Source organism: Mycetocola lacteus, from assembly GCF_003667575.1.
Classification (GTDB): Bacteria; Actinomycetota; Actinomycetes; order Actinomycetales; family Microbacteriaceae; genus Mycetocola; species Mycetocola lacteus.
On the sequence record NZ_RCUY01000005.1, the window covers coordinates 558255 to 579967 of the forward strand.

The following is a 21713-nucleotide window of genomic DNA, read 5'->3' on the forward strand; positions in this document are numbered from 1 at the left end:
GATAGATCTAGGTCGGTCCCAGCAGATTACGGGCGCGCGTACCTACGCTTTCGCTCATTCACAACGGCCCACATTCCAGAAGAAAGCGGTGACCCATGTTTCGTCCGTCGGCACAGAGCGCGGTTCGCATCGGTGCGGCCGCCATCAGCGTCCTCACCTCACTCACCCTGTTTGCTCCGTCGTCGCCTCGATTTGCCGTTTCGGCCTCGGCCGCGACAACGCCCGTCACCAAGCTGAGCGAGGCTCCATCGATCACACTCGCCGCCGATAACCGAGTGGTACTTGATCCCAGGTTGGACCCGGGAACGATCGGCCTGTGCAATGCCGGACTAGGCGATGTGAGTGTCAAAAACTATGACGCGGCACGCCTGGGAAACATTGATCTCTTCTGCGGAGATGAGCGAGACGGATACGTGCACATCAGGAATAAGCATGAGAAAGAATGGCGGTCACTCATGGATTCGTTCGGTGGCGGTGGAACCTGGGACGACTTCATGGAAATGGCCCTCAGCTCTTCGGTCACCAACCCTGGCCCGGGATATCCGATCGACATTGGTTCCGGCAAGTACTGCTATTCCACTCCCGTCCAGATCTTCCGCAGTGATGGGTCCCTGATCCGAGTGATCAATCCGACGATAATCGTGTCGGCCAATAACAAAAAGGTCATCACCGCTGTGCCCACCACCGATGCGGTATCGAGCAATTGCAGAACCGTGGAATGACATGGATCTGCCAATCGAGAAGCGTGAACTCGTGCTAATGGTCGACTACGGTTTCGATTGGCCACTCTCCGATGTGACGTGGTGGCCAGAGGATAAACCCGACTGGAATACGCTGATTACCCCCAAACTCCGCGAGGATCTGTTGAACTGGGGGCGGTTTTTCCAACGATATGGAGACTCCGAAACCGGTCTATTTGGGAGTGAAGAACGTCGCCGCTGGTTCCAGCAGGAGGGGTTTCGTCTCGACGCGGAACTCCGCAAGCAGATCGGGCACCTCTACACGGTTCGCCTAGATCTGTGGTTCTAACCGAGGTGGATCCGCGAAACGAGGGTCCACCCCGAGGCAGCCCAAAACCTAGCGCCCGCCGACCCCACCGCCTCCGGCACCGCCGCCGGAGAAGCCGCCACCCATGGAGCCTCCCGTGCTGGACCCGCCGGAACTACTCCAGGAGGATGCGGTGGATACGGCCGAGTTGAATCCGGCGATCCCTAGTCCCAGCGCGGCGGCGTTGAACCCGTTTTGTCCGACGTACCAGTTGGGCTCACTCAGATCGGTCTCGTATCGGCCGGCGAGGGTCTTGGCCCACTCCTTCTCCACTCCCCACAGCACCGCGTACGGCAGCAGCGCCTCGTAGAGACGCAGCACCCGCTGCGGTTCGATCGCCGCGGCCTCGGCATCGGCACCCGCGGCGGGCCCGGTGGCGTCCACCCGCTCCGCACCCTGCGGGGACTGCAGGATCCGCAGGCGATCCTCCTCGGCCACCTCCAGATACAGTTTGAGTCCCTTCAGATACTCCACCGCGCGCATGCCGTCGGCGCTGAGTGCGGCCACCGGAACCGCGAACACAAACATCAGCAGCATCGTGATTCCCGTCACGATGGTTGCCCCAATCGCCAGTTCCGGGGCACCACCCTGGGACGCCGCGGTGATGGTCATGCTCAGGGTTGTGATGAAGGCCAACACCGCGGTGAGGGCCCACCATCCGGCCGCGGGTAGCTTTTCCCAGCGACGTAATCCCTGCGCGAGGGCCTGCTCACGGGTCGTGGAGGTGAGCGCGGTCATCGCCTCGGTGAGCTTTTGGCTGGGCTTATCCAGTGACACCGTGTCACCGATGTCCGGGTCCTTCCCAAAGAGCGCGCGCAGCACCCGTGCCGATGCACCCTTGCCCTCCTCGGGTGTCTGAAACTCGAGCGTGAAGGTCGATTTCTTCGAAAACAGGCCCCGCCCCTCGGTTTCCACGATACGCAGCTTGCCCCGAACCGCGAGGTCCACCATCGCCGCCTGTGGCAGGTTGCGCTTGTGCAGCAGGTCCGCGGCAACCCCCAGATCCACACCGGGCTGCGGGGTGTACTGCGCGACCACGATCCCGTCCCCGGTCACTCGCGGGTTTCGGCGGTGGCGCAGGATCGCCGCGAAAATGACCAGCAAGATACTCAGGGCGGCCAGGACCGCGGGGAGCCAACTGAAGATCGGCTGCTCGCCGAGCGACTTGGTCTGGGCGAAGGTTCCCGCGGTGAATCCGACCGACATCGTGATGTTCTCTCCCGGGGCCAGGCGCTGCTGTGCGGAGGTAAACACCGCCGCCCCGTCGGCATCGGTCCGAGAAAACTCGCAGCGTTGGCTGGACTTCTCTGGCCCGACATAGCAGGCCTGATTGGTCGTCAGGTTCGGCACCAGGGTGGGATCAACGATGACCTTCATGGTGGCCGCATCTACGGGCTGGCGCAGCTGGGTTCCGATTGAATCGCGGTAAAACTCGTCCGACCGGGTATTTGAGAAGTACCGGGTGGAATCGCGCTGGGTGTAGTGCAGCACAAACGTGTGCACGCCGCGAAGATACGACTCATCCCCGATCGACACCACGGTGTTGGATCTGGTGGTCTCGATACTGAAGGGAACCGCGACCCCCTGGGCATCGGTCACCGATTCGACCGTGGTGCCCAAGTCTACGCCGCGAAAATCACGCGGAATCGCCCGCACAATGCCTCGGTTCTGATCAATCTCGGGGAAGCGGGCCACAAAGGTTTCTCGCGCGTCGACGCGCGAGTGACGCTCGGCATCCCGGGAGAGTGTATAAACACCCTCAAAACTGTCAAAGGTAAAGTTCTCGACGTTGGGTTTCGCGACGGACGATTCGGCCGAGACCTCCGCGGGCTTGACGTCGTTCGCGGTACCCCTGGTGGCCACCGTCCCCGCGTGCTGCGGTGTTCCCGCGGCTAGCGCTCCCGAGGCGGGAACCAGCAGGGCTCCCGCAACGACGACCGTTCCCAGCATCATCCCCAGGACCCAGCGCACTCCGCGCCGCGTGGTGCCGCGCGTCCCGTTCGAGGTTCGGCTACTAGGTGCGCTGGCGAGGTTCATGCCTCCAGGTTAGGGGACAAGCATCCGTGGCCGACAAAAAACGGGGCATTCGCGACACGTTTGGTCGCGAATGCCCCGTCTGGAGGTGGCGGGCTACATCTCCTCGTGGGTGTTGGGATCCCCGTCGAACAGGCGCCCATCGGGCTTTCCCAGCGCGGTAATGGCCGCGATGTCCGCCTCCTCCAGGGTGAATCCGAAGACGTCGAAATTCTCCCGCTGGCGCTCGGGAGACGAGGACTTGGGGATCGGGACCACGCCGCGCTCCAGGTGCCAGCGCAGCACCGCCTGGGCCGGGGTCACCCCGTGCTTGGTTGCGATCTCGCCGATCACGGCCTCCTCATGCGGCTTGGCACGCTTGCCCAACGGACTCCATGCCTCGGTCACGATGCCGTGTTCACGGTGGAAGTCCAGCAGCGTCTCCTGCGGGAAGTAGGGGTGCAGCTCGACCTGGTTGACCGCCGGCAGCACACCGGTCTCGGCCAGCAGGCGGGTCAGGAATTCGGGCGTGAAGTTGGAGACACCGATCGAGGACACACGTCCCTCCTCACGGAGGCGGATCATCGCCTTCCAGGTATCGACAAATCGATCGACGCTGGGGTTGGGCCAGTGGATGAGATAGAGATCAAGCTTGTCCACACCGAGGCGTTCCAGGGTGCCGTCGAATGAGCGCAGGGTCTCGTCATAGCCATGGTCACGCCCGGGCAGCTTACTGGTCAGGGTGATGTCGCGGCGGGCGACTCCGGACTCGCGCAGGGCCTCCCCCACGGTCTCCTCGTTGTTGTAGTTCACCGCGGTGTCCAGCATGCGGTAGCCCACCCGCAGGGCCTCGGCGATCGCCTGGACGCCCTCGGGACCGGTCAGCGGATACGTGCCAAAGCCGATTGCCGGCAGGCGGTGGCCATCGTTCAGGGGGTGCACTGGGTACTGGGTCATATCCCGAATTTACTCCTCGGGGTCGGACCCGCCAAGCCTTTTGACCCTCCTCCACAGGCGTTCAGCGCTGAGCGAAATTCCACAGGTTGCGGTCTCACCGGTCAATTCCTCGGCCGTCAGCGATAGCGTATGAATTATGGTTTCGACATCCGCATCCGCACCCCGCGCCGAGCAGCGCCCCACCGAACGCACCCATCACGGCGACACCGTGATCGACAACTATGAGTGGCTTCGAGCAAAGGAAGACCCGCAGGTTCTCGCTCACCTTGAGGCCGAGAACGACTATACCGAGGAGCACACCGCGCACCTCGAAAACCTGCGCGAGCGGATCTTTGGCGAAATCAAGGGGCGCACCCTGGAGACCGACCTCTCGGTCCCCACACGCGAGGGCAACTGGTGGTACTACTCGCGCAGCGTTGAGGACAGCCAATACGCGCTGCACTGCCGCGCGCCCATCGCCGGGCCGGATGACTGGACCCCGCCCCAGCTAGACCCGGCGCATCCGGTCCCGGGTGAGCAGATCCTGCTGGATGGCAACGTGCTGGCCGAGGGCCACGAGTTCTTCTCGATCGGTTCGTTCGATGTATCCCAAGACGGAAATACCCTGCTCTACGGGGTCGATGTCTCCGGCGATGAGCGCTACACGCTGCGCTTCCGAGACCTGAGCGGGCTGGGTACCGCAGAAAATTCCGATGGGGAGATCCGCGAGCTGCCCGACACCATTGAGAACACCTTCGGGGGCGCGTTCTTCTCCGCGGACGGCCGGCGGGTGTACTACACCACCGTCGATGAGAGCTGGCGTCCGGACACCCTCTGGCGACACACCCTCGGGGCGGACATTGCGGACGAGCAGGTGTTCCACGAGCCCGACGAACGTTTCTGGGTGGGCGCAGGGCTGTCGCAGAGCGGCAAATTCCTGCTGATTGCGGCGGGCTCCTCGATCACCTCGGAGTGGCTGCTGGTGCGCGACGAGGCCGAGGGTTCGACCCCCGAGGTCATCTGGGCTCGCCGCGACGGGGTCGAATACGAGGTTGAGCACGCGGTCATCGGTGGGGAGGATTTCCTGCTGATCACGCACAATGCCGGTGCCGAGAACTTTGAGCTGGTGGCGGTTCCCGTTTCCTCGATCGGGACCGGCACGGGTTCCTCCCCCGAAACGGCCGCCGTGGTACTCGCGCACCGCGACGATGTGCGGCTGGAGTCGGTGGCGGTCTTCCGCTCCTTCCTGGCCGTGGAATACCGGCGTGAAGGGCTGGCACGGGTCGCCGTCGCCGCACTCACTGCCAACACCACCGTGACCTCCATCACCCCGCGCGAAATCGAATTCGACGAGCCCCTGTACACCGTGCACACCGGCTCGAATCCCGAATGGGATCAGCCCACGCTCCGCCTGGGATACGGCTCGCTGATCACCCCGTCCACCGTGTCCGAACTCGACGTGGCCACCGGCGAAATCCGGGTACTCAAGCGGCAGCCGGTCCTGGGCGGATACGATCCGGCCGACTATCAGCAGGCGCGCGAGTGGGCCATTGCCGAGGACGGCACCCGCATCCCCATCTCGCTGGTGTGGAAGCGTGGGCACGCGGCGAGCGCCCCCGACTCTCATGCCGAGGCGGCCCCGGGAAACCGAGTACCCGGTCCGCTCGAACTCTACGGTTACGGCTCCTATGAGGCCAGCATGGATCCGTCCTTCTCGGTTGCGCGGCTTTCGCTGCTGGATCGCGGCGTGACCTTCGCGATCGCGCACGTCCGCGGCGGCGGCGAGCTGGGTCGTGCCTGGTACGAAAACGGCAAGACCCTCACCAAAAAGAACACGTTCACAGACTTTGTGGCCAGCGCCAAGCACCTCATCGATCACGGCTACACCACGCCCGATCGCCTGGTAGCCGAGGGCGGCAGCGCCGGTGGTCTGCTGATGGGTGCCATCGCCAACCTGGCCCCCGAGCTTTTCGCCGGGGTGCTGGCGAGCGTGCCGTTTGTGGACCCGCTGACCTCGATCCTCGATCCCGATCTTCCGCTCACGGTGATCGAGTGGGATGAGTGGGGCAACCCGCTGCACGATCCCGAGATCTACCGGTACATGAAGGAGTACTCGCCCTACGAGAACATCCGCACCGACGTCACCTACCCGCGGATCCTGGCCATCACAAGCCTCAACGACACCCGGGTGCTCTATGTCGAACCGGCCAAATGGGTTGCCCGGCTGCGCGAGGTAGACGCTCCCGTGCTCCTCAAAACCGAGATGTCGGCCGGACACGGCGGCGTCACCGGCCGCTACAACTCCTGGCGGGAGCGTGCGTTTGAGCTCGCCTGGATTCTGGACGTCCTGGGCTTAGCCGAGCCCACCAACTAGAACCGGATACACCGCACTCCGGCCAGGCTGGGCCGTGCCTGGCCGAGCCTGACCGGACCGAGCCAGACCGAGCCGGACCGGGCCGGGCCGAGCTGGACCGAGCCGGACTGAGCTGGACTGAGCTGGACCGAGCTGACACCAAGCCAAACCCCGTCTGGCCCCACGCTGCGGGCGTTTTCGGCGCTCACAGCACCACCTCCGCGGGTGGCATCATTCCGATGCCACCCGCGGTTTTTTGCTGCCGGCGGGCCTGCCTCACGGTTTCCGAGAATCCGCCCAATAACGATCACACTGTGCTTGACCCGGGGTTTTCTCGCGCGCAGACTCGATCCCACACCGTCGCTCCCCCGAGCAGCACACGCACACCGGCGCCGATCCCCCGCGGAGCCCGACCAGAGTTTTCAGGGGGAAGCAATGCGGCGTCACCACAACCACGACGACTCGTCTCCACACTCCGCGGTACCGCTGGCCCCTCCCGGCGGAGCACCATCTATCCCTCCCGGCCAGGCACCGCTGGCCCCTCCCGGCGGAGCATCGCTGGCCCCGCCCGGGATCCCCGCCGCTTCCGTTGCCCGAGACACCGGTACCGCCGACTACCTCGCCAAGCGCCAGCTGCGTCGCGGGGCCGCGGGGTGGGTTTTGCTTGCGGGCCTCGGCATCGCCTACGTCATCGCGGGGGACTTCTCCGGCTGGAACCTCGGTCTTGCCGTCGGTGGCTGGGGCGGCCTGCTCATCGCTTTCGCGCTGATGGGCCTGATGTACACGGGCATCGTCCTCGGCCTTGCCGAGATGTCCTCGGCGCTGCCGACCTCCGGTGCCGGTTACGGCTTCGCCCGTCGTGCGCTGGGCCCGCTGGGTGGTTATGCAACCGGCATCGCCGTCCTCATCGAATATTCGATCGCTCCGGCCGCCGTCTCAATCTTCATCGGCGGCTACGTCCAGGCGCTGGGTCTCTTCACCCTCGCGCATCCCTGGCCGATCTACCTGGTCTGTTATGTCCTATTCGTGGGTATTCACCTGCGCGGGGTCGGTGAGGCTCTTCGGGTCCTGTTTGTGATCGCGGCCATCGCGGTGCTCACCCTGATCGCCACCATCATCGGACTGATCCCCAGGTTTGACGTGGCCAACCTCTTCACGATCGCCCCCACCGACGCCCCCGGTGCCAGCCCATTCCTCCCGTTCGGCATCCCCGGGGTGCTGGCCTGCCTGGTGTTTGGGATCTGGTTTTTCTTGGCGGTGGAAGGTGTGCCGTTGGCCGCCGAAGAGTCCACCAACCCGGCCCGAGACATGCCCCGCGGCATCATCGCCGCCCTCGCCGTGCTGGTGCTGCTGGGCGCGGCGATGCTGATCCTAATTCCCGGTGTCGGCGGGGCCAGCACGATGGGTGCCTCGGATAATCCGCTGCCCGAGGCGCTCCGGATCGCCTATGGTCAGGGTTCGGTGCTCGCGACCATCGTCAACTATGCGGGGCTTGCCGGCCTGGTAGCCAGCTTCTTCTCGATCATCTTCGCGTACTCCCGGCAACTGTTTGCGCTGTCCCGCGCCGGGTATCTGCCCCGGGTCCTCTCCCTCACCGGAACGCGACGCACCCCGTATCTTGCGCTGATCGTTCCCGGCACCATCGGATTTCTGCTGGCCACCGCGATTGGAGATGGTGGGCTGCTGATGAACATCACCGTCTTCGGAGCCGCCGTGTCCTATGTACTGCTGATGGTCTCGCATATCGTGCTGCGCCTGCGCGCCCCCGACCTTCCGCGGAGCTATCGCACCCCCGGTGGGATCGTCACAACCGGCATCGCCCTGGTCCTGGCGGTCGTCGCGGTGATCTCCACATTTGTGGTGGACGTCCGCGCCGCCAGTATCACGGCCGCGGTGTTTGTCGGATTCCTCGCCTACTACTGGTTTGTCAGTCGACACCGCATCGTCTCCTCCGCCCCCGAGGAAGAATTCGCGCGGATCAGCGATGCTACCGGCGAACTCTCCTAATACCCCCGTTCCACCGATCCTCGGAGAAATCATGACGTCTCAGTCCACCCGCATCCCCACCGCCCCGCTGACCCTCGAAGACCTCCATCAGGCCGTCGCCGACGGGGCCATCGACACCGTGGTTGTTGCCATCACCGATCATCTGGGCAGGCTCCAGGGCAAACGCCTGGCCGCATCCACCTTTATTGCCGACACCAACCCTGCCGATGTTGAGGGGTGCGACTATCTGCTGGCCGTGGATGTGGACAACGCCCCTCAGGACGGCTACGCCTTCTCCAGCTGGGAAACCGGCTACGGCGATATCCTGTTCCGGCCCGATCTTGCAACGCTGCGGATCGCCCCCTGGCTCGAACGGACGGCCATCGTCCAGGCCGATGTTCTGCTGCCCTCACAGGCACCGGCTCGGGTGTCTCCCCGGCAAATCCTGCGGGCCCAGATCGCGCGCCTCGCCGAGCTGGGATATGCCGCGCATCTGGGCACCGAGCTGGAGTTTTTGCTCTTCGACGACTCCTACGAACAGGCCTGGGATCGCCAGTACGCCGGACTCACCCCCACCGGACGCTACAACATCGACTACTCGCTGCTGGCCACCAGCCGGGTGGAACCGCTGATCTCGGCGATCCGCGCGGGAATGGCCGGGGCCGGGCTGATCGTCGAATCGTCAAAGGGTGAGTGTCACCGCGGACAGCATGAGATTACGTTCCGCTACCGCGACGCGCTGCGTGCCTGCGACGACCACGTCATCTACAAAAACGGTGCGCGGGAGATCGCCGCCGCGCACGGTCAGGCGCTCACATTTATGGCCAAGTTTGATCAGGAGGAGGGCAACTCGTGTCACATCCACTTCAGCCTGACCACGCTCGATGGCACGCCGGTGTCCGCCGGGACCGGACCCCACGGGTTCTCCCCCGTCCTCAGCCGCATGCTTGCCGGGCAGCTGGCGACCCTCGCCGAACTCACCTACTTTTTCGCCCCGACCATCAACTCCTATAAACGTTTTGTCGAGGGGAGTTTTGCCCCGACCTCGATCGGCTGGGGCATCGACAATCGCACCTGCGCCTACCGCGTCGTGGGCCACGGTGGCGGACTGCACGTGGAAAACCGGGTGGGTGGGGGCGATGTGAATCCGTATCTGGCCGCGGCCGCGCTGATCGCCGGCGCGATTCACGGACTCACCACGGATATCCCGCTGCCCGATCCGGTCGAGGGCAACGCGTATCTGGTGGCCCGAACCGAGGATTCAGGCCTGGACACCCTCCCGGGAAGCCTCGCCGAGGCGCGTACCCTGCTGGATCGCAGTACCCTCGCCCGAGCGGCCTTTGGCAACGACGTCGTTGACCACTATGTCCATACCGCCGATCTTGAACTTGCCGCCCATGCCGCAACCGTCACCGATTGGGAGCGCCGCCGTGGCTTCGAACGTCTCTGATCCGTCCCGCGTGCCTGGAGACTCGACGGCCACACCGGCGCGTCCCCGGATCGGCATTACCGGATACCGCGAACGAGCATCCTGGGGAGACTGGTCCACGGGTGCCGTGCTTGTGCCCGAGACCTATGTCGACGCCGTCGCCCATGCGGGCAGGCTCCCGCTGCTCCTCGCCCCGGGACTGCCCGGAGACCCGGCCGACTACCTGGATGGACTCGACGGGCTGGTGATCGCCGGCGGACCCGACATCACCCCGCTCAGTTATGGTGCCCCCACCCATCCGGCCACCCGCAGCCAGATCCGCCGCGACGCCCTGGACCTACGGCTCTGCGCGTCCGCCCTGGGGCGGGATCTTCCGCTGCTGGGGATCTGCCGTGGTGCCCAGGTGCTCAACGTGGTACGCGGCGGCACCCTGCACCAGCACATCCCCGACCTCGCGGACTCCCGAATCCCCGGCACGAACGGGGCCGCAGCCGCGGCCCGACATGAGCACCGTGACACCATCGCAACCTATCGGTCGGTTCCGATTACAACCGAACCCGAGACGCGGGCGCGCACACTCCTGGGGGCCGGGCTCAAGGTGCCCTGCTACCACCATCAGGCCATCGACGCGGTAGGGCACGGTCTCACGGTGAGTGCCCGCGCCGATGACGGCACGATCGAGGCGGTTGAGGACCCCACCGGGCGCTTCGTGTTTGCCGTGCAGTTCCATCCCGAAATCGCCCAGGAGCAGCCCGAGCTGCGCGAACCGTTTCGTGCGCTGGTGCGTGCGGCCCGAGGGTTCGCCCTGTCCCAAGCTGCGGATTCTGCACCGCGGCCGCTCCCCACAGTCCGGAAGGTGTCACGATGACCGAGCCCACGTCGCATGAGACGATCCTGATTAATCCCGCAACCGGGCATGAGTTTATTCGGGTACCGCACCGCAGCATCGACGACACCAACCAGGTCATCGCCGAATCGGTGCGCGCCGGGGTCTCCTGGCGAGCGCTCTCCGCGGCCGAACGCGGCCGCCTGCTGGCCCGTTTTGCCCGGGCGATTGCCGCGGACCGCGAACATCTGGCCACCCTCACGATGACCGAGGCCGGGCATCCGATCACCGCGGCCCGCGCCGAGGCAGATCAGGTGCGGGACGTGTTCGCATATTTTGCCGGTGCCCCCGAGCGTCATCTCGGCACCCAGATTCCGGTGGCCGGGGGTACCGCGATCACCTTCCGCGAACCGCTCGGAGCGGTGGGGATCATCGCTCCCTGGAATTTCCCGCTGCCCATCGCCGCCTGGGGTACGGCCCCCGCCCTGGCCGCCGGCAACACGGTGGTGCTGAAACCGGCCGAACTGACCCCGCTGGGGGCGCTTCGGCTCGAACATCTGGCAAGCGAGGCGGGGCTTCCCGACGGCGTGTTTCGGGTGGTTACCGGATCGGGGGCGGTGCTGGGTGACCACCTGGCGCGGCATCCCGATGTCGCCAAGATTATCTTTACCGGGTCCACCGCGACCGGTGCCCGGGTGCTCGCGGCGGCCGCCGAGCACATCAAACCGGTCACCCTCGAGCTGGGTGGACACAACGCGAGCATCGTGTTCTCCGACGCCAACCTGGCCGCGGCAGCCGCAGCCACCCCGTCCGGGGCGTTGGATAACGCCGGACAGGACTGCTGCGCCCGATCGAGGGTCTATGTTCAGCGCCCGGTATTCGAGCGGTTTGTGGACCTGCTGATTCCCGCGATGGACGCGCTCCGGGTGGGCGATCCCCTCGACCCCCGCACGCAGCTGGGTCCCCTGATCTCCGCCGCCCACCGGAATCGTGTGGCGGCACTGGTCACCAACGACATTCCGGTGGTCTATCGCGGCCAGGTGCCCCAAGACTCGGGATTCTGGTTCCCGCCCACGGTGTTGGCTCCGCCCCCACACCACCCGATCCTGGATGCCGAGGTGTTTGGGCCGGTGTTCTCGCTCCTCCCGTTTGACACCGAGGACGAGGTGATTGAGCGCGTCAACAACACCCCATACGGCCTGGCCGGTTCGATCTGGACCCGGGATGGTGCCCGCGGTCTGCGCATGGCACGCGCACTCCACGTGGGCAATCTGTCGATCAACTCGCAGACCGCCGTGCGCTATCAGACACCGTTTGGCGGGATGAAACACTCGGGGCTCGGTCGCGAACTCGGACCGGACGCCCTCGATGCGGTGACCGAGGTCAAAACCGTGTTTATCAGCCACGACGGTCCCCACCCTTCCACCCAGCGAAATGAGGAATTATGACCCACTCTCCCACCCCGATTGCCCGACTTCACGGACGCGTGGCCGTGATCACCGGCGGTGCCAGCGGGATCGGCCTGGCCAGCGCAACCCGGCTGGCATCCGAGGGTGCCCAAGTGGTCATCGCGGACATCGATCCGCTGGCCGGGACCCGCGCCGCCACCGCACTGAACGGCCTGTTTGTGCCCACCGATGTGAGCCGCGAGGACGATATGGCCCACCTGTATCGGGTGGCCGCCGACACCTACGGCGGCGTGGACATCGCGTTTCACAACGCCGGGATCTCCCCGGCCTCCGATGGGCTGATCGAGGAGACCACGCTCGAGGCGTGGATTCGAGTACAGACGATCAACCTGACCTCGGTGTTTCTCGGCTGCAAGCACGCGCTGCCCTACCTGCGTGAGCGCGGCGGCGGATCCATCATCAATACCGCCTCGTTTGTGGCGGTGCTGGGGGCTGCTACCTCGCAGATTTCCTACACCGCGAGCAAGGGCGGGGTGCTGGCCCTCAGCCGGGAACTCGGGGTGCAGTATGCGCGCGAGGGCATCCGGGTTAACGCGCTGTGCCCGGGGCCGGTCAATACCCCGCTCCTCCAGTCACTGTTTGCCGAGAACCCGGCCGAGGCTGCGCGACGCCTCATCCATGTGCCCACCGGACGCTTCGCCGAGCCCGAGGAGATCGCCGCGGCGGTTGCATTCCTCGCCAGCGATGATTCGCGGTTCATCACCGCGAGCACGTTCCTGGTGGACGGAGGGATCTCCGCTGCCTATGTAACCCCGGAATAGGCCGGAGAATAGCGCGGGCCCGGATGCGTGGATGCATCCGGGCCCGCGTGCTGCGTGATCGGCTAGCCGAAGAGGATGGCGGCCTCGTCGTAGCGGTCCTGCGGAACGGTCTTCAAACCGCCCAGGGCATCCTGGAAGGGCACGTGCACCAGCTCGGTACCGCGCAGGGCGATCATGGTGCCCCACTGCTTGGCCACGGCCGAGTCGATCGCGGCCATACCCAGGCGGGTGGCCAGCACGCGGTCATAGGCGCTGGGCACGCCGCCGCGCTGGATGTGGCCGAGCACGGTGGCGCGGGTTTCGATGCCGGTGCGCTCCTCGATGATCGGGGCCAGCACATCGGCGATACCGCCCAGGCGCGGACGGTTGAAGGCGTCCAGGCCCTTCTCCGAGTGTGCGGTTTCCATGGTGTCCAGGGTGAAGCCCTCGGACACCACCACGATCGGGGCACGGCCGCGGTTATTGGCAGATTCGACCCACTCGACGATCTGATCGATCGACTGCGGCTGCTCGGGCATCAGGATCGCGTGAGCACCCGCGGCCATGCCGGAGTGCAGGGCGATCCAGCCCACGTGACGGCCCATGACCTCCACCACCATGCAGCGTCGGTGCGAGTCACCGGTGGTGCGCAGGCGGTCGATGGCCTCGGTGGCAATCTCCACGGCGGTATCAAAACCAAACGAGTAGTCGGTGGCGTCCAGGTCGTTGTCGATGGTCTTGGGGACACCCACGATGTTCAGACCGGCGTCGGTGAGGCGCTTGGCCGCGGCCAGGGTGCCCTCGCCGCCGATCGCGATCACCGCGTCCATGCCGAGACGATCCATGGTGACCCGGATGTTTTCGGGACCACCGTTGGGGCCGTCGAAGGGGTTGGTGCGGCTGGTGCCGAGAACGGTGCCACCCTGCTTGGAAAGGCCGCGTACGTCGTGGCGGGTCAGGGGATACACATCACCCTCTACCAGGCCACGCCATCCGTCACGAATCCCCAGGAACTCCTGGCCGTGGACGGCGGTGCCCTTGAGCACCGCTCCGCGAATCACGGCGTTGAGTCCGGGGCAGTCGCCACCGCTGGTGAGCACACCAATTCTCATCGAATCACTTCCCTTGCGCGCAATAGTTTGACCCGATGCCCGAGGGTGCTGGCCCAACGGCGGGTCGGTGAGGTCAACACCCTGTTGCCCTCACCAACGAGCGTATCGGTTTGCCGGAACCCCGGGCACCGGCCCATGACGATTGGGAATCTGTGCATGGCGCATGCGGGGTTAGAATCGGGGCATGGATTACACACCCGAAGCCGGCCAGGTCACGATGTTTTCGACGTCCTGGTGCGGATACTGCCAGCGTCTGAAGACCCAGCTCACCTCGGCCGGAATCGGCTATCAGGAGATCAACATCGAGGAGGTCCCGGGCACCGCGGAACTCGTCGCCGAACTCAACGGCGGTAACCAGACCGTGCCGACCCTGATCTTCCCCGACGGCACCGCCGCGACCAACCCCTCGCTGATCGAGGTCAAGGCGCGCCTCGGCGCCTAAGTCGCACCCCCTTCTCCGGCGGGGCATCCACCATCCGGTGGGTGTCCCGCCGAGTGCTTCCCCCTTGTCCGGGTCCGACCCAGCGGCTAGCCTGTACACACCCCGGCGGCAGCGCGGGGAACCGGTCGAGAACGGGAGGGCACACCATGCGTTGCTCCCTTCCGCTCCGGGGTAACCCCGGGGACCGCAAACCGAGTACCACCACGCGCCCCGAGTGCCCGCCGACGCTTCGCGTCGCACCGCACACGGCCGCCTCAACCGGTCGATCGCTCCCCCGCGCTGCCGCCGATCGGGCTCCTTTTCGCGGCGGATCGTGATGGGCAGACCTGCCGGGCACACCCCCGCGCCCTCGCTCGCCGCGGTGGCCGATTCGCTGGCCGCCGCGTTCCTGGCGGCGGCGCATCCGAAACCTGCTCGCGACCGGGACCCAGCGCAAGGCTCGGATCCCACCGGAGATCGGGAGGCGGCATCAGGCCCGGCCCCCACCCAAAACCAAGACGCTCCGCAGGGCCAGGATTCCACGCAAGGCACGGACCTCACGGGAGACCGAGATCCCGCTTTCACAATCGCGTGGACGCGGTCGGTGCTGATCGCCGCCGGGGCCGATGTGCTCGGTGCCCGCCGACGATGGTTACCGGGACTGGTGTCCGCTGTGCTGGCCGCGTACCCGCGGGCACCGTTCGACCGTCCCCGGGAACTCGGACGCTGGATTGCCCAGAGCGCCGAACTCACCGCCGCCGCCGAGCAGGCGGCGGCCGCGGGCCGACACCTCGTCCTGGTCCGGCACGCCCTGTATGAGATCCCCGCCGCACACGGTGCCGGGGCCGCCGGCGAACGCCCCGCATCATCCGGGGCCGAGGTTCTCGCGCGGGAACCCGCGAGCCGCCGTCCGCGCACCCCCGCCGATCTTGCCCGGCTGCTCGGGCTCGACGCGGGTGAGCTGGACTGGTTTGCCGATCTGCGCGGATGGAACCGGCTGGCCCCCGGCACAAAGCTGCATCACTACCGATATGAGTGGCGCTCACGTCCGGGACGGGTCCCGCGGCTTCTGGAAGTCCCCGGGCAGCGGCTCATGTATCTGCAACGGCAGCTGATCGCCGAGGTCTATACCGATCTGCCGGTGCATCCGGCGGCCCACGGGTTTGTGTCCGGCCGGTCGGCGATCACCGGTGCCGCGGTTCATGCCGGATCCCACGTGGTGATCGGCATGGACCTCACCACGTTTTTCGCCCGGGTCACCCGCGGCCAGATTCACGCCGGACTGTGCCGGCAGGGCTGGGGTGAGGCCCTGGTACCGATCCTTGCCGGGCTGGGGACCCATGCAGTCCCGCCCGCGGTGATTCGCGCGATGCCGCCCGGGGGCGATCCCGGGGAACGGCAGGCGCTCGCGGCGGCGCTGCGGATCCCCCACCTCCCGCAGGGTGCCCCCACCTCGCCGCTGCTGGCGAACCTGGCGATGCATCGGCTGGATGAGCGGCTCACCGGCTGGGCCAACGCCGTGGGAGCCCGCTACACCCGGTACGCCGACGACCTGACCTTCAGCGGTGATACCCGACTGGCAGCCCGGTCGGATGCGTTCATCCGCGGCGTCGAGGCGATCGTGACCGATTCGGGCCAGCGGATCAACCCCCGCAAAACCCGGGTGCGTCCGCGGGGCACGAGTCAGCGGGTCACCGGGATCGTGGTCAATGAGCATCCGGCGATGGATCGGCACGCCTATGACCGGCTGCGCGCGATCCTGCACAACTGCGCCCGCACCGGTCCCGAGGCCCAAAACCGCGACCGGCATCCACACTTTCGTTTGCATCTGCTCGGCCGAATCAACTGGGCCATCGCCCTCACCCCCGAGCGGGCGCCCGGCCTGTGGCGGCTCTGGGACGCGATCGAGTGGACGGACTAGGACGCACAAACGCCCCGGCAAAACCGGGGCGTGTGTGTTTGCGAACTAGCGTCCGCGACGGGCTTCTTCCTGGATGTCCGGCACCTTGAGGGTGACCGCGGCACCGATCAGCACCAGCGGGAACAGCAGGGTCAGCGAGAAGATCAGATCCGTGGGTACCTCCACCGGCCAGGTGGGCAGCGGAACGATCGGGTTCACAAAGACCAGCAGCGGCACCAGCCCAATCAGCCACCAGGCTCGGCTGGCTCGGATCGAGTAGAACGCGACGATCGCGGTGAGAATACACACCACAAAACGCACGATGTAGTACAGATCCGAGTCCAGCAGCGCCACCGTGGCCATCATCACGATGGCTGCCAGCAGGCCCGGCGCGAGCGCCGGACGGGTGAAGGTGGGTTCGCGTTTGGAGCCGCGACCGTAGCGGTCAGAACTCATTTTCCGCTCGCCACAATCGCGTCCCGCAGCACCGAGATCAGCGCGTTGAGCTGCACCGAGTCGCTGGATTCGATCGCCTGGTCACTGCCGTCGAGCGCGCGAGCCGCGAGGCCCTGCTTCGAATCGATCAGCTCGGCGATCTTCGAGTCGATGGTGTGCGCGGCGATGATCCGCCAGGCGGTGACCGGCTCGTCCTGACCGATGCGGTGAACGCGGTCGATCGCCTGGGTCTGCTCGGCCGCGGTCCAGGAGAGCTCGGCGAGCACCACGTTGGAGGCTGCCTGCAGGTTGACACCCACGCCGGCGGCGGTCAGCGAACACACGATCACCGAGACACCGGGGTCGTTGTTGAACGCGTCGATGGCTTCCTGACGCGCCTGGGTGCTCTGATCGCCTCGAATCGACACGGTGCGCAGGTCGCGTCCGGCCAGCACGCGCTCGGCGGTGTCCATGACGTCGATGTGCTTGGCGAAGAACACCACCTTGCCCACCGAGTGCGCGAGCTGCGCGGTGTAGTCGGCGGCCAGCTGAGCCTTCGCCTGACCGATCCGGCGCACCATCGTGAAGACGTTTTCGCCCCCACCGGCGGCCTTGGACTCCTCCAGCTCACCCTGGGCAACCAGACGCATGATGTCGAGGTCGGGGCCGCTCGGGCGACCGGCCCGGTCGGGACGGGCCTCGATGATGCGGTTGTACTTGGCCAGCAGGCGCTGACCCAGCTCGCGCTCGGCGTCGCGGATCGAACGTCCAGCCTCATCGTCGAGCTCAACCGGGATGTCGGCGATCATCTTCGAGGGCAGGTCGGCGGCCACGTCGATCTTCTTGCGGCGCACGATCCCCAGGTCGATGACCGCGTTCCGTGCCTCGGGGTAGAAGCCCGAGTCCGCCGGGGTCAAACCGTTTTCCTCAAGCTTGGCCATCAGCTCGGGACCGGGCTTGTCGCCGGTGGTCCAGCCCAGGAACTGCCAGATTGCGTTGAAGTCGGCCACGTCGTTGATCAGCGGGGTTCCGGTGAGCGCCATCAGCAGCGGCTTGCCGCCGGGGGTGTTGGCGCGAATCCGACGGGCCAGGGAGAGCACATGCTGCGAGCGCTGCGAGTGCAGGTTCTTGATGAAGTGCGCCTCATCCACCACCATGCCGCGGAACCCGAGGGTGCTCAGCCAGGCCAGGTGACGGTCCAGGACCTCATAGTTGACGATGAAGATGTCGGCAAACGCGTCGATATCGCGGCCATCACCGTGGATCACGGTCGCGCGGCGACCGGGGGTCCAGCGTTCAACCTCGCGGGCCCAGTTCATCTTGACCACGTTGGGCACCACAACGAGCAGCGGGTACGCCTGGGCGACCGAGGCTGCCAGCAGCGACTGCGCGGTCTTGCCGAGACCCGGCTCATCGGCCAGCAGGATCGAACGCTGACCGCGCTTGACGGCCTCCACGAAGCGGGCCTGGTGCTTCATGATCTCGCGTCCGGGCGGGGCCAGACGGTCGATCTTGGGAGCTTCCGGCAGCGGCATACACGCCGAGGCACCACCGGCACCGGTCTCAAACGACTTGTACAGCGGACCCATCAGTTCCCAGCTGTCCAGGCGTCCACGCGTGGACCGCTCGGCCGGAGCCGGGGTCAGGTTGGGGGCCAGGAACGGGTTGGAGCGCTGGCGCGCCTTCACCTGAATCGGCACGACCTGCTTCTGCGCGAGCTCGGCGGGGATGATCTGCTCGGGCTCGGGGGCCTGGGTCGTGATGATCAGCTCTTCGGGGCTGAGCTCAGCACCGGATTCCAGCAGCCAGTCGCGGCGCATCTTCTGGGCCACCGGGCTGGTGGCGGCGTCGGCCTCAAGCAGCGTGATCAGCGAGGTGTCTCGGGCGGCGGTCTTGGCCAGGATCGTGGCCACGCCATCGAGGCGCTTGAGCAGCTCGGTGCGCATGCTCTCGGACATCTCGGTGGATCCTTTAACCCGGGCGCGTTCCTCGCGCACCAGGAATGCGATGACCTGGAACTTCACCCGGTTGGTCGGGCCCACCTTACCCTTCTGGGCCTTCGCCTCGACCTCGCGCACCTTGCGGGCGAGGATCGGGATGATCGGGGCTTCCTCGTCGTGGCGCGAGACCTGATTGCGCGACGGCTTACGGGCTGCGGTTCCGCGTGCGCCCGCGGCGCGGTGTGCGGATCGGCCGGGTGAACGGCGCTGACCGGTGTTTGGCATGCTCCTCCTGAGCGCTCCAGTACCCGGGCAAATGCCGGGTCCGATACTGCGCCGGCCGGGTGCTTACTGCCTCGACTCGGGGTTCTCGCGGTGATAGACACCGGAACCGAAGCCGGATAAACGGCGGGCGCGGAAACATTCTACGATATTCACGCCCGCGTTTTCCTCCCCTTTTCGCGTGGCGCTTCGGTTTTACTGCGCAATATATCTCTCTGGGCGCCACTCGGCCGCACTATACTGCACCAATGAACCCTCGATTCGGTGACGCATCCCTGGACCGTTTTCGCGCGCTGCTGCGCATCCCCACGGTGGGCAGGCTGGATGAAACCCTGATCGACTGGGGCGCGTTTGATACGTTTCTCAGCACGCTGGAGGAGCTGTATCCGCGGGTGTTCGGCACCCTCGAATGCGAGAAAATTGGCGGCTATTCGCTGCTGCTGCGCTGGCCCGGCACCGCCTCCGAAAGCCCGACGGTGTTGATGGGTCACTACGATGTGGTCTCGGTCAACGTGGGCGAGAACGAACCCGAGTGGACCCATCCGCCCTTTGCCGCCGAGATTACCGGAACCGGCGAGGATCGGGTGCTGTGGGGTCGGGGCACGCTCGATGATAAGGGCGCGGTGGTCGCGATCCTCGAGGCTGTGGAGCACGCGATCGAGTCGGGCTTTACCCCCGCACACGACCTCTATCTGAGCTTTGGGCACAACGAGGAAACCACCGGGGCCGGGGCGCGGGCCACGGTTGAGCTGCTGGAATCCCGCGGAGTTGTGCCCGCGCTGGTGATCGACGAGGGTGGCGCGGTCATCGAGGACGTGCTGCCCGGATTGCAGGGACCGGCCGCGCTCGTGGGCACCACCGAAAAGGGTCTGGCGACGATCACGCTGAGCGTCGCGCAGGTGGGCGGTCACGCGTCCACCCCGCCTCCGTTCCCGGCAACCGCCCGGCTGGCGCGGGCGATCACCCGGGTCAATCGGTCGCCCTTCCCCGGGCGACTCTCCCGCCCCGCCAAGGATCTGCTGCGCACACTGGGCCCGCGCTCGGCCGCGCTGCTGCCCTGGGTCGCCAAAAACGTCGATCTGTTGGCGCCCCTGCTGGCAAAGGTTCTGCCCCGGCTCGGGGCCGAAACTGCCGCGCTGGTGCGTACCACCACGGTCACCACCCAACTTTCCGGAGCATCGGCGGCTAACGCGCTGCCCGAGCGGGCCACCGCGACCCTCAACGTTCGGATCGCGGTGGGGTCGAGCGTGGCGGCTACGGTGCGCCGCCTCAGACGGATCATCAACGATCCCGAGGTTGAGCTGAGTGTGGCCGAATTCCACGATCCCTCCCCCGTCTCCCCCTCCTCCGGCCCCGGCTGGGAGCGGGTTGTGTCTGCTTTTGCCGTTGCCGTCCCGGATGCCACGGTCTCCCCGTACGTGATGCTCGGGGCCAGTGACTCCCGCTACTACGCCCGAATCTCGCCCAGTGTCTATCGCACCACTCCGTTCCGAATGAGTGCCGATGAGCGCGCGGGACTGCACGCCGTCAACGAGCGAATCCGGGTATCCACCTGGCTTGAGGGCATCGAGTTTTATCGCAGCCTGGTGCTCAGCGCCTAGCGTGTGCGCCTCCAGCGAACCCGACGCGGCACCACGCCGTGTCGGGATGCGCGCCCATAAACTGAGGGGGTGAATACCTCTGACATAGTTTCGGCCCGCCTCGGAGAAATTTTTCTTCCGGATGGCCGGGCCCTCGGCTTCGCCGAATATGGAACCCCCGATGGAACCCCGGTGTTGTTCATCCCGGGAGCGGCCAGTGGCCGCGCGATGAACTTTGGCGCCGAATTACTCAGCGAGCGGGCGATCCGGCTGATCTCGGTGGATCGTCCGGGTCTTGGATCCTCCGACCACGATCCCCACAAGACCCTGACCAGCGTGGCCGAGGACCTGCGCTACCTGCTGAGCGCGCTGGGCCTCGGCCGGATCCCGCTGATCGCCAACTCGCAGGGTGCGCCGTTTGCGCTGGCCCTGGCGGCGACCGGCGCGGTGTCCTCCCTCAACCTGGTGTCCCCCTCCGATGAGGTCGCACATCCGCTGATCACCGCCATGCTGCCCGAGGAGATGGTCACCCTGATCGACTCGGTCGGCCGCGAACCCGAAACCGTCCGCGCGCACTTTGCCCGCTTTACCCCCGAGCTGATGTGGGAATACGTCATGTCTGAGATTTCCGCGGCGGATGCCGAGGTCTACGGAGACGAGGAGTTCCGTGCGCTTTACCGCCGAACCCTCACCGAGTCTTTTGCCGGCGGGGCCGACGGATACGCCGCCGACACCATCCTGGCGATGAGCCCGTGGCGGCTGCCGCTGGACCAGATCGACATCCCCGTGCACGTGTGGTTTGGCGACCGCGACGAGGTCCACTCGCCCGACCACGGCGACACCCTCACGCACCGCATCCCCGGTGCCCAGCGACACCTGGTGTCCGGGGCCGGCGGCTCGCTGCTGTGGTCGGAGCCGGGTCTGTTCCTGGGGTATCTGGATTAGGACCGGCACCACACCGGTTAACGTCGATATCCCGGCACCAGGTGGGTGCCGGGATATCGAAACTCGAGCGCAAAAACTAGATCGCGACCACCGCGGCGGAATAGCCGGCGTTGGAGACCGCGGTTACGAGGGCACCCTGGTCGGTGTCTTCGGAGGCCAGCACGCGCGCGCGGCCGGAGGCGAGGTCGACCTCGGCGGTGACGCCATCCAGCGCCTCAAACTCGCGGAGGATCTTGTTCACGCAGAACGAATTATGCATTCCGGTTATGGTCAGCAGGGTGGTCTTGAGTCCCATGATG

18 protein-coding genes are annotated in these 21713 nt (G+C 66.2%); 12 read left to right on the forward strand and 6 right to left on the reverse strand.

Features of this window, described 5'->3' with window-relative positions; genetic code table 11:
* Positions 1–95: 95 nt before the first annotated feature.
* Positions 96–722 carry a hypothetical protein gene (locus D9V34_RS08100; RefSeq protein WP_121688313.1) on the forward strand — a complete coding sequence of 209 codons (627 nt, stop codon included), beginning with the start codon at positions 96–98 and terminating at the stop codon, positions 720–722.
* Between the two features lies 1 nt (position 723).
* Positions 724–1029, forward strand: a complete 306-nt coding sequence (locus tag D9V34_RS08105) for a hypothetical protein (protein ID WP_121688314.1) — start codon at positions 724–726, stop codon at positions 1027–1029.
* A 48-nt stretch (positions 1030–1077) separates the two neighbouring features.
* On the opposite strand, the gene D9V34_RS08110 is transcribed toward D9V34_RS08105, so the two are convergent.
* Positions 1078–3084 (reverse strand): DUF2207 domain-containing protein, encoded by a 2007-nt coding sequence (locus tag D9V34_RS08110; protein WP_121688315.1) that lies wholly within the window; start codon positions 3082–3084, stop codon positions 1078–1080.
* A gap of 93 nt (positions 3085–3177) precedes the next feature.
* Positions 3178–4017, reverse strand: a complete 840-nt coding sequence (locus tag D9V34_RS08115) for an aldo/keto reductase (RefSeq protein ID WP_121688316.1) — start codon at positions 4015–4017, stop codon at positions 3178–3180.
* Between the two features lie 136 nt (positions 4018–4153).
* Between D9V34_RS08115 and D9V34_RS08120 the strand changes: the two genes are divergently transcribed.
* The 6 genes from D9V34_RS08120 to D9V34_RS08145 all read left to right on the forward strand — a co-directional run bounded on the left by D9V34_RS08120 (position 4154) and on the right by D9V34_RS08145 (position 12820).
* The gene (locus D9V34_RS08120; protein WP_121688317.1) at positions 4154–6370 is read left to right on the forward strand and encodes a S9 family peptidase; all 2217 of its coding nucleotides are present in this window, start codon (positions 4154–4156) and stop codon (positions 6368–6370) included.
* 414 nt (positions 6371–6784) lie between these two features.
* On the forward strand, positions 6785–8356 hold the full coding sequence (gene eat, locus D9V34_RS08125; protein ID WP_220700559.1) for an ethanolamine permease: 1572 nt from the start codon (positions 6785–6787) through the stop codon (positions 8354–8356).
* 31 nt (positions 8357–8387) lie between these two features.
* Positions 8388–9785, forward strand: a complete 1398-nt coding sequence (locus D9V34_RS08130; RefSeq protein WP_121688318.1) for a glutamine synthetase family protein — start codon at positions 8388–8390, stop codon at positions 9783–9785.
* The gene (locus tag D9V34_RS08135; RefSeq protein ID WP_220700560.1) at positions 9766–10632 is read left to right on the forward strand and encodes a gamma-glutamyl-gamma-aminobutyrate hydrolase family protein; all 867 of its coding nucleotides are present in this window, start codon (positions 9766–9768) and stop codon (positions 10630–10632) included. Before D9V34_RS08130 ends, D9V34_RS08135 begins: the two co-directional genes overlap by 20 nt.
* Entirely contained in the window at positions 10629–12038 is a 1410-nt protein-coding gene (locus D9V34_RS08140) for an aldehyde dehydrogenase family protein (protein ID WP_121688320.1), read from the forward strand. The genes D9V34_RS08135 and D9V34_RS08140 overlap by 4 nt, the downstream gene beginning before the upstream one ends.
* The gene (locus tag D9V34_RS08145) at positions 12035–12820 is read left to right on the forward strand and encodes a 3-oxoacyl-ACP reductase (RefSeq protein WP_121688321.1); all 786 of its coding nucleotides are present in this window, start codon (positions 12035–12037) and stop codon (positions 12818–12820) included. Before D9V34_RS08140 ends, D9V34_RS08145 begins: the two co-directional genes overlap by 4 nt.
* A gap of 62 nt (positions 12821–12882) precedes the next feature.
* Here D9V34_RS08145 and D9V34_RS08150 read toward each other — a convergent pair whose 3' ends face one another.
* Complete coding sequence (locus tag D9V34_RS08150) at positions 12883–13911, reverse strand: 6-phosphofructokinase (RefSeq protein ID WP_121688322.1); 1029 nt, start codon at positions 13909–13911, stop codon at positions 12883–12885.
* 184 nt (positions 13912–14095) lie between these two features.
* Between D9V34_RS08150 and D9V34_RS08155 the strand changes: the two genes are divergently transcribed.
* Entirely contained in the window at positions 14096–14353 is a 258-nt protein-coding gene (locus D9V34_RS08155; protein ID WP_121688323.1) for a glutaredoxin domain-containing protein, read from the forward strand.
* Between the two features lie 316 nt (positions 14354–14669).
* Positions 14670–16253: a reverse transcriptase family protein gene (locus D9V34_RS08160; RefSeq protein WP_245991976.1), complete on the forward strand. Its 1584-nt coding sequence runs from the start codon at positions 14670–14672 to the stop codon at positions 16251–16253.
* Between the two features lie 45 nt (positions 16254–16298).
* On the opposite strand, the gene D9V34_RS08165 is transcribed toward D9V34_RS08160, so the two are convergent.
* Both D9V34_RS08165 and D9V34_RS08170 read right to left on the reverse strand, forming a co-directional pair.
* Positions 16299–16688, reverse strand: a complete 390-nt coding sequence (locus tag D9V34_RS08165) for a DUF6804 family protein (RefSeq protein WP_121688325.1) — start codon at positions 16686–16688, stop codon at positions 16299–16301.
* On the reverse strand, positions 16685–18892 hold the full coding sequence (locus tag D9V34_RS08170) for a DEAD/DEAH box helicase (RefSeq protein WP_121688326.1): 2208 nt from the start codon (positions 18890–18892) through the stop codon (positions 16685–16687). The genes D9V34_RS08165 and D9V34_RS08170 overlap by 4 nt, the downstream gene beginning before the upstream one ends.
* A 245-nt stretch (positions 18893–19137) precedes the next feature.
* On the opposite strand from D9V34_RS08170, the gene D9V34_RS08175 reads away from it, so the two are divergent.
* Positions 19138–20490, forward strand: coding sequence for a M20/M25/M40 family metallo-hydrolase (locus D9V34_RS08175; RefSeq protein WP_121688327.1), 1353 nt, complete (start codon positions 19138–19140; stop codon positions 20488–20490).
* 69 nt (positions 20491–20559) lie between these two features.
* Complete coding sequence (locus D9V34_RS08180; RefSeq protein WP_121688328.1) at positions 20560–21414, forward strand: alpha/beta fold hydrolase; 855 nt, start codon at positions 20560–20562, stop codon at positions 21412–21414.
* Positions 21415–21490: 76 nt separating this feature from the next.
* On the opposite strand, the gene D9V34_RS08185 is transcribed toward D9V34_RS08180, so the two are convergent.
* On the reverse strand, positions 21491–21709 hold the full coding sequence (locus D9V34_RS08185) for a heavy-metal-associated domain-containing protein (protein ID WP_121688329.1): 219 nt from the start codon (positions 21707–21709) through the stop codon (positions 21491–21493).
* Positions 21710–21713: the final 4 nt, after the last annotated feature.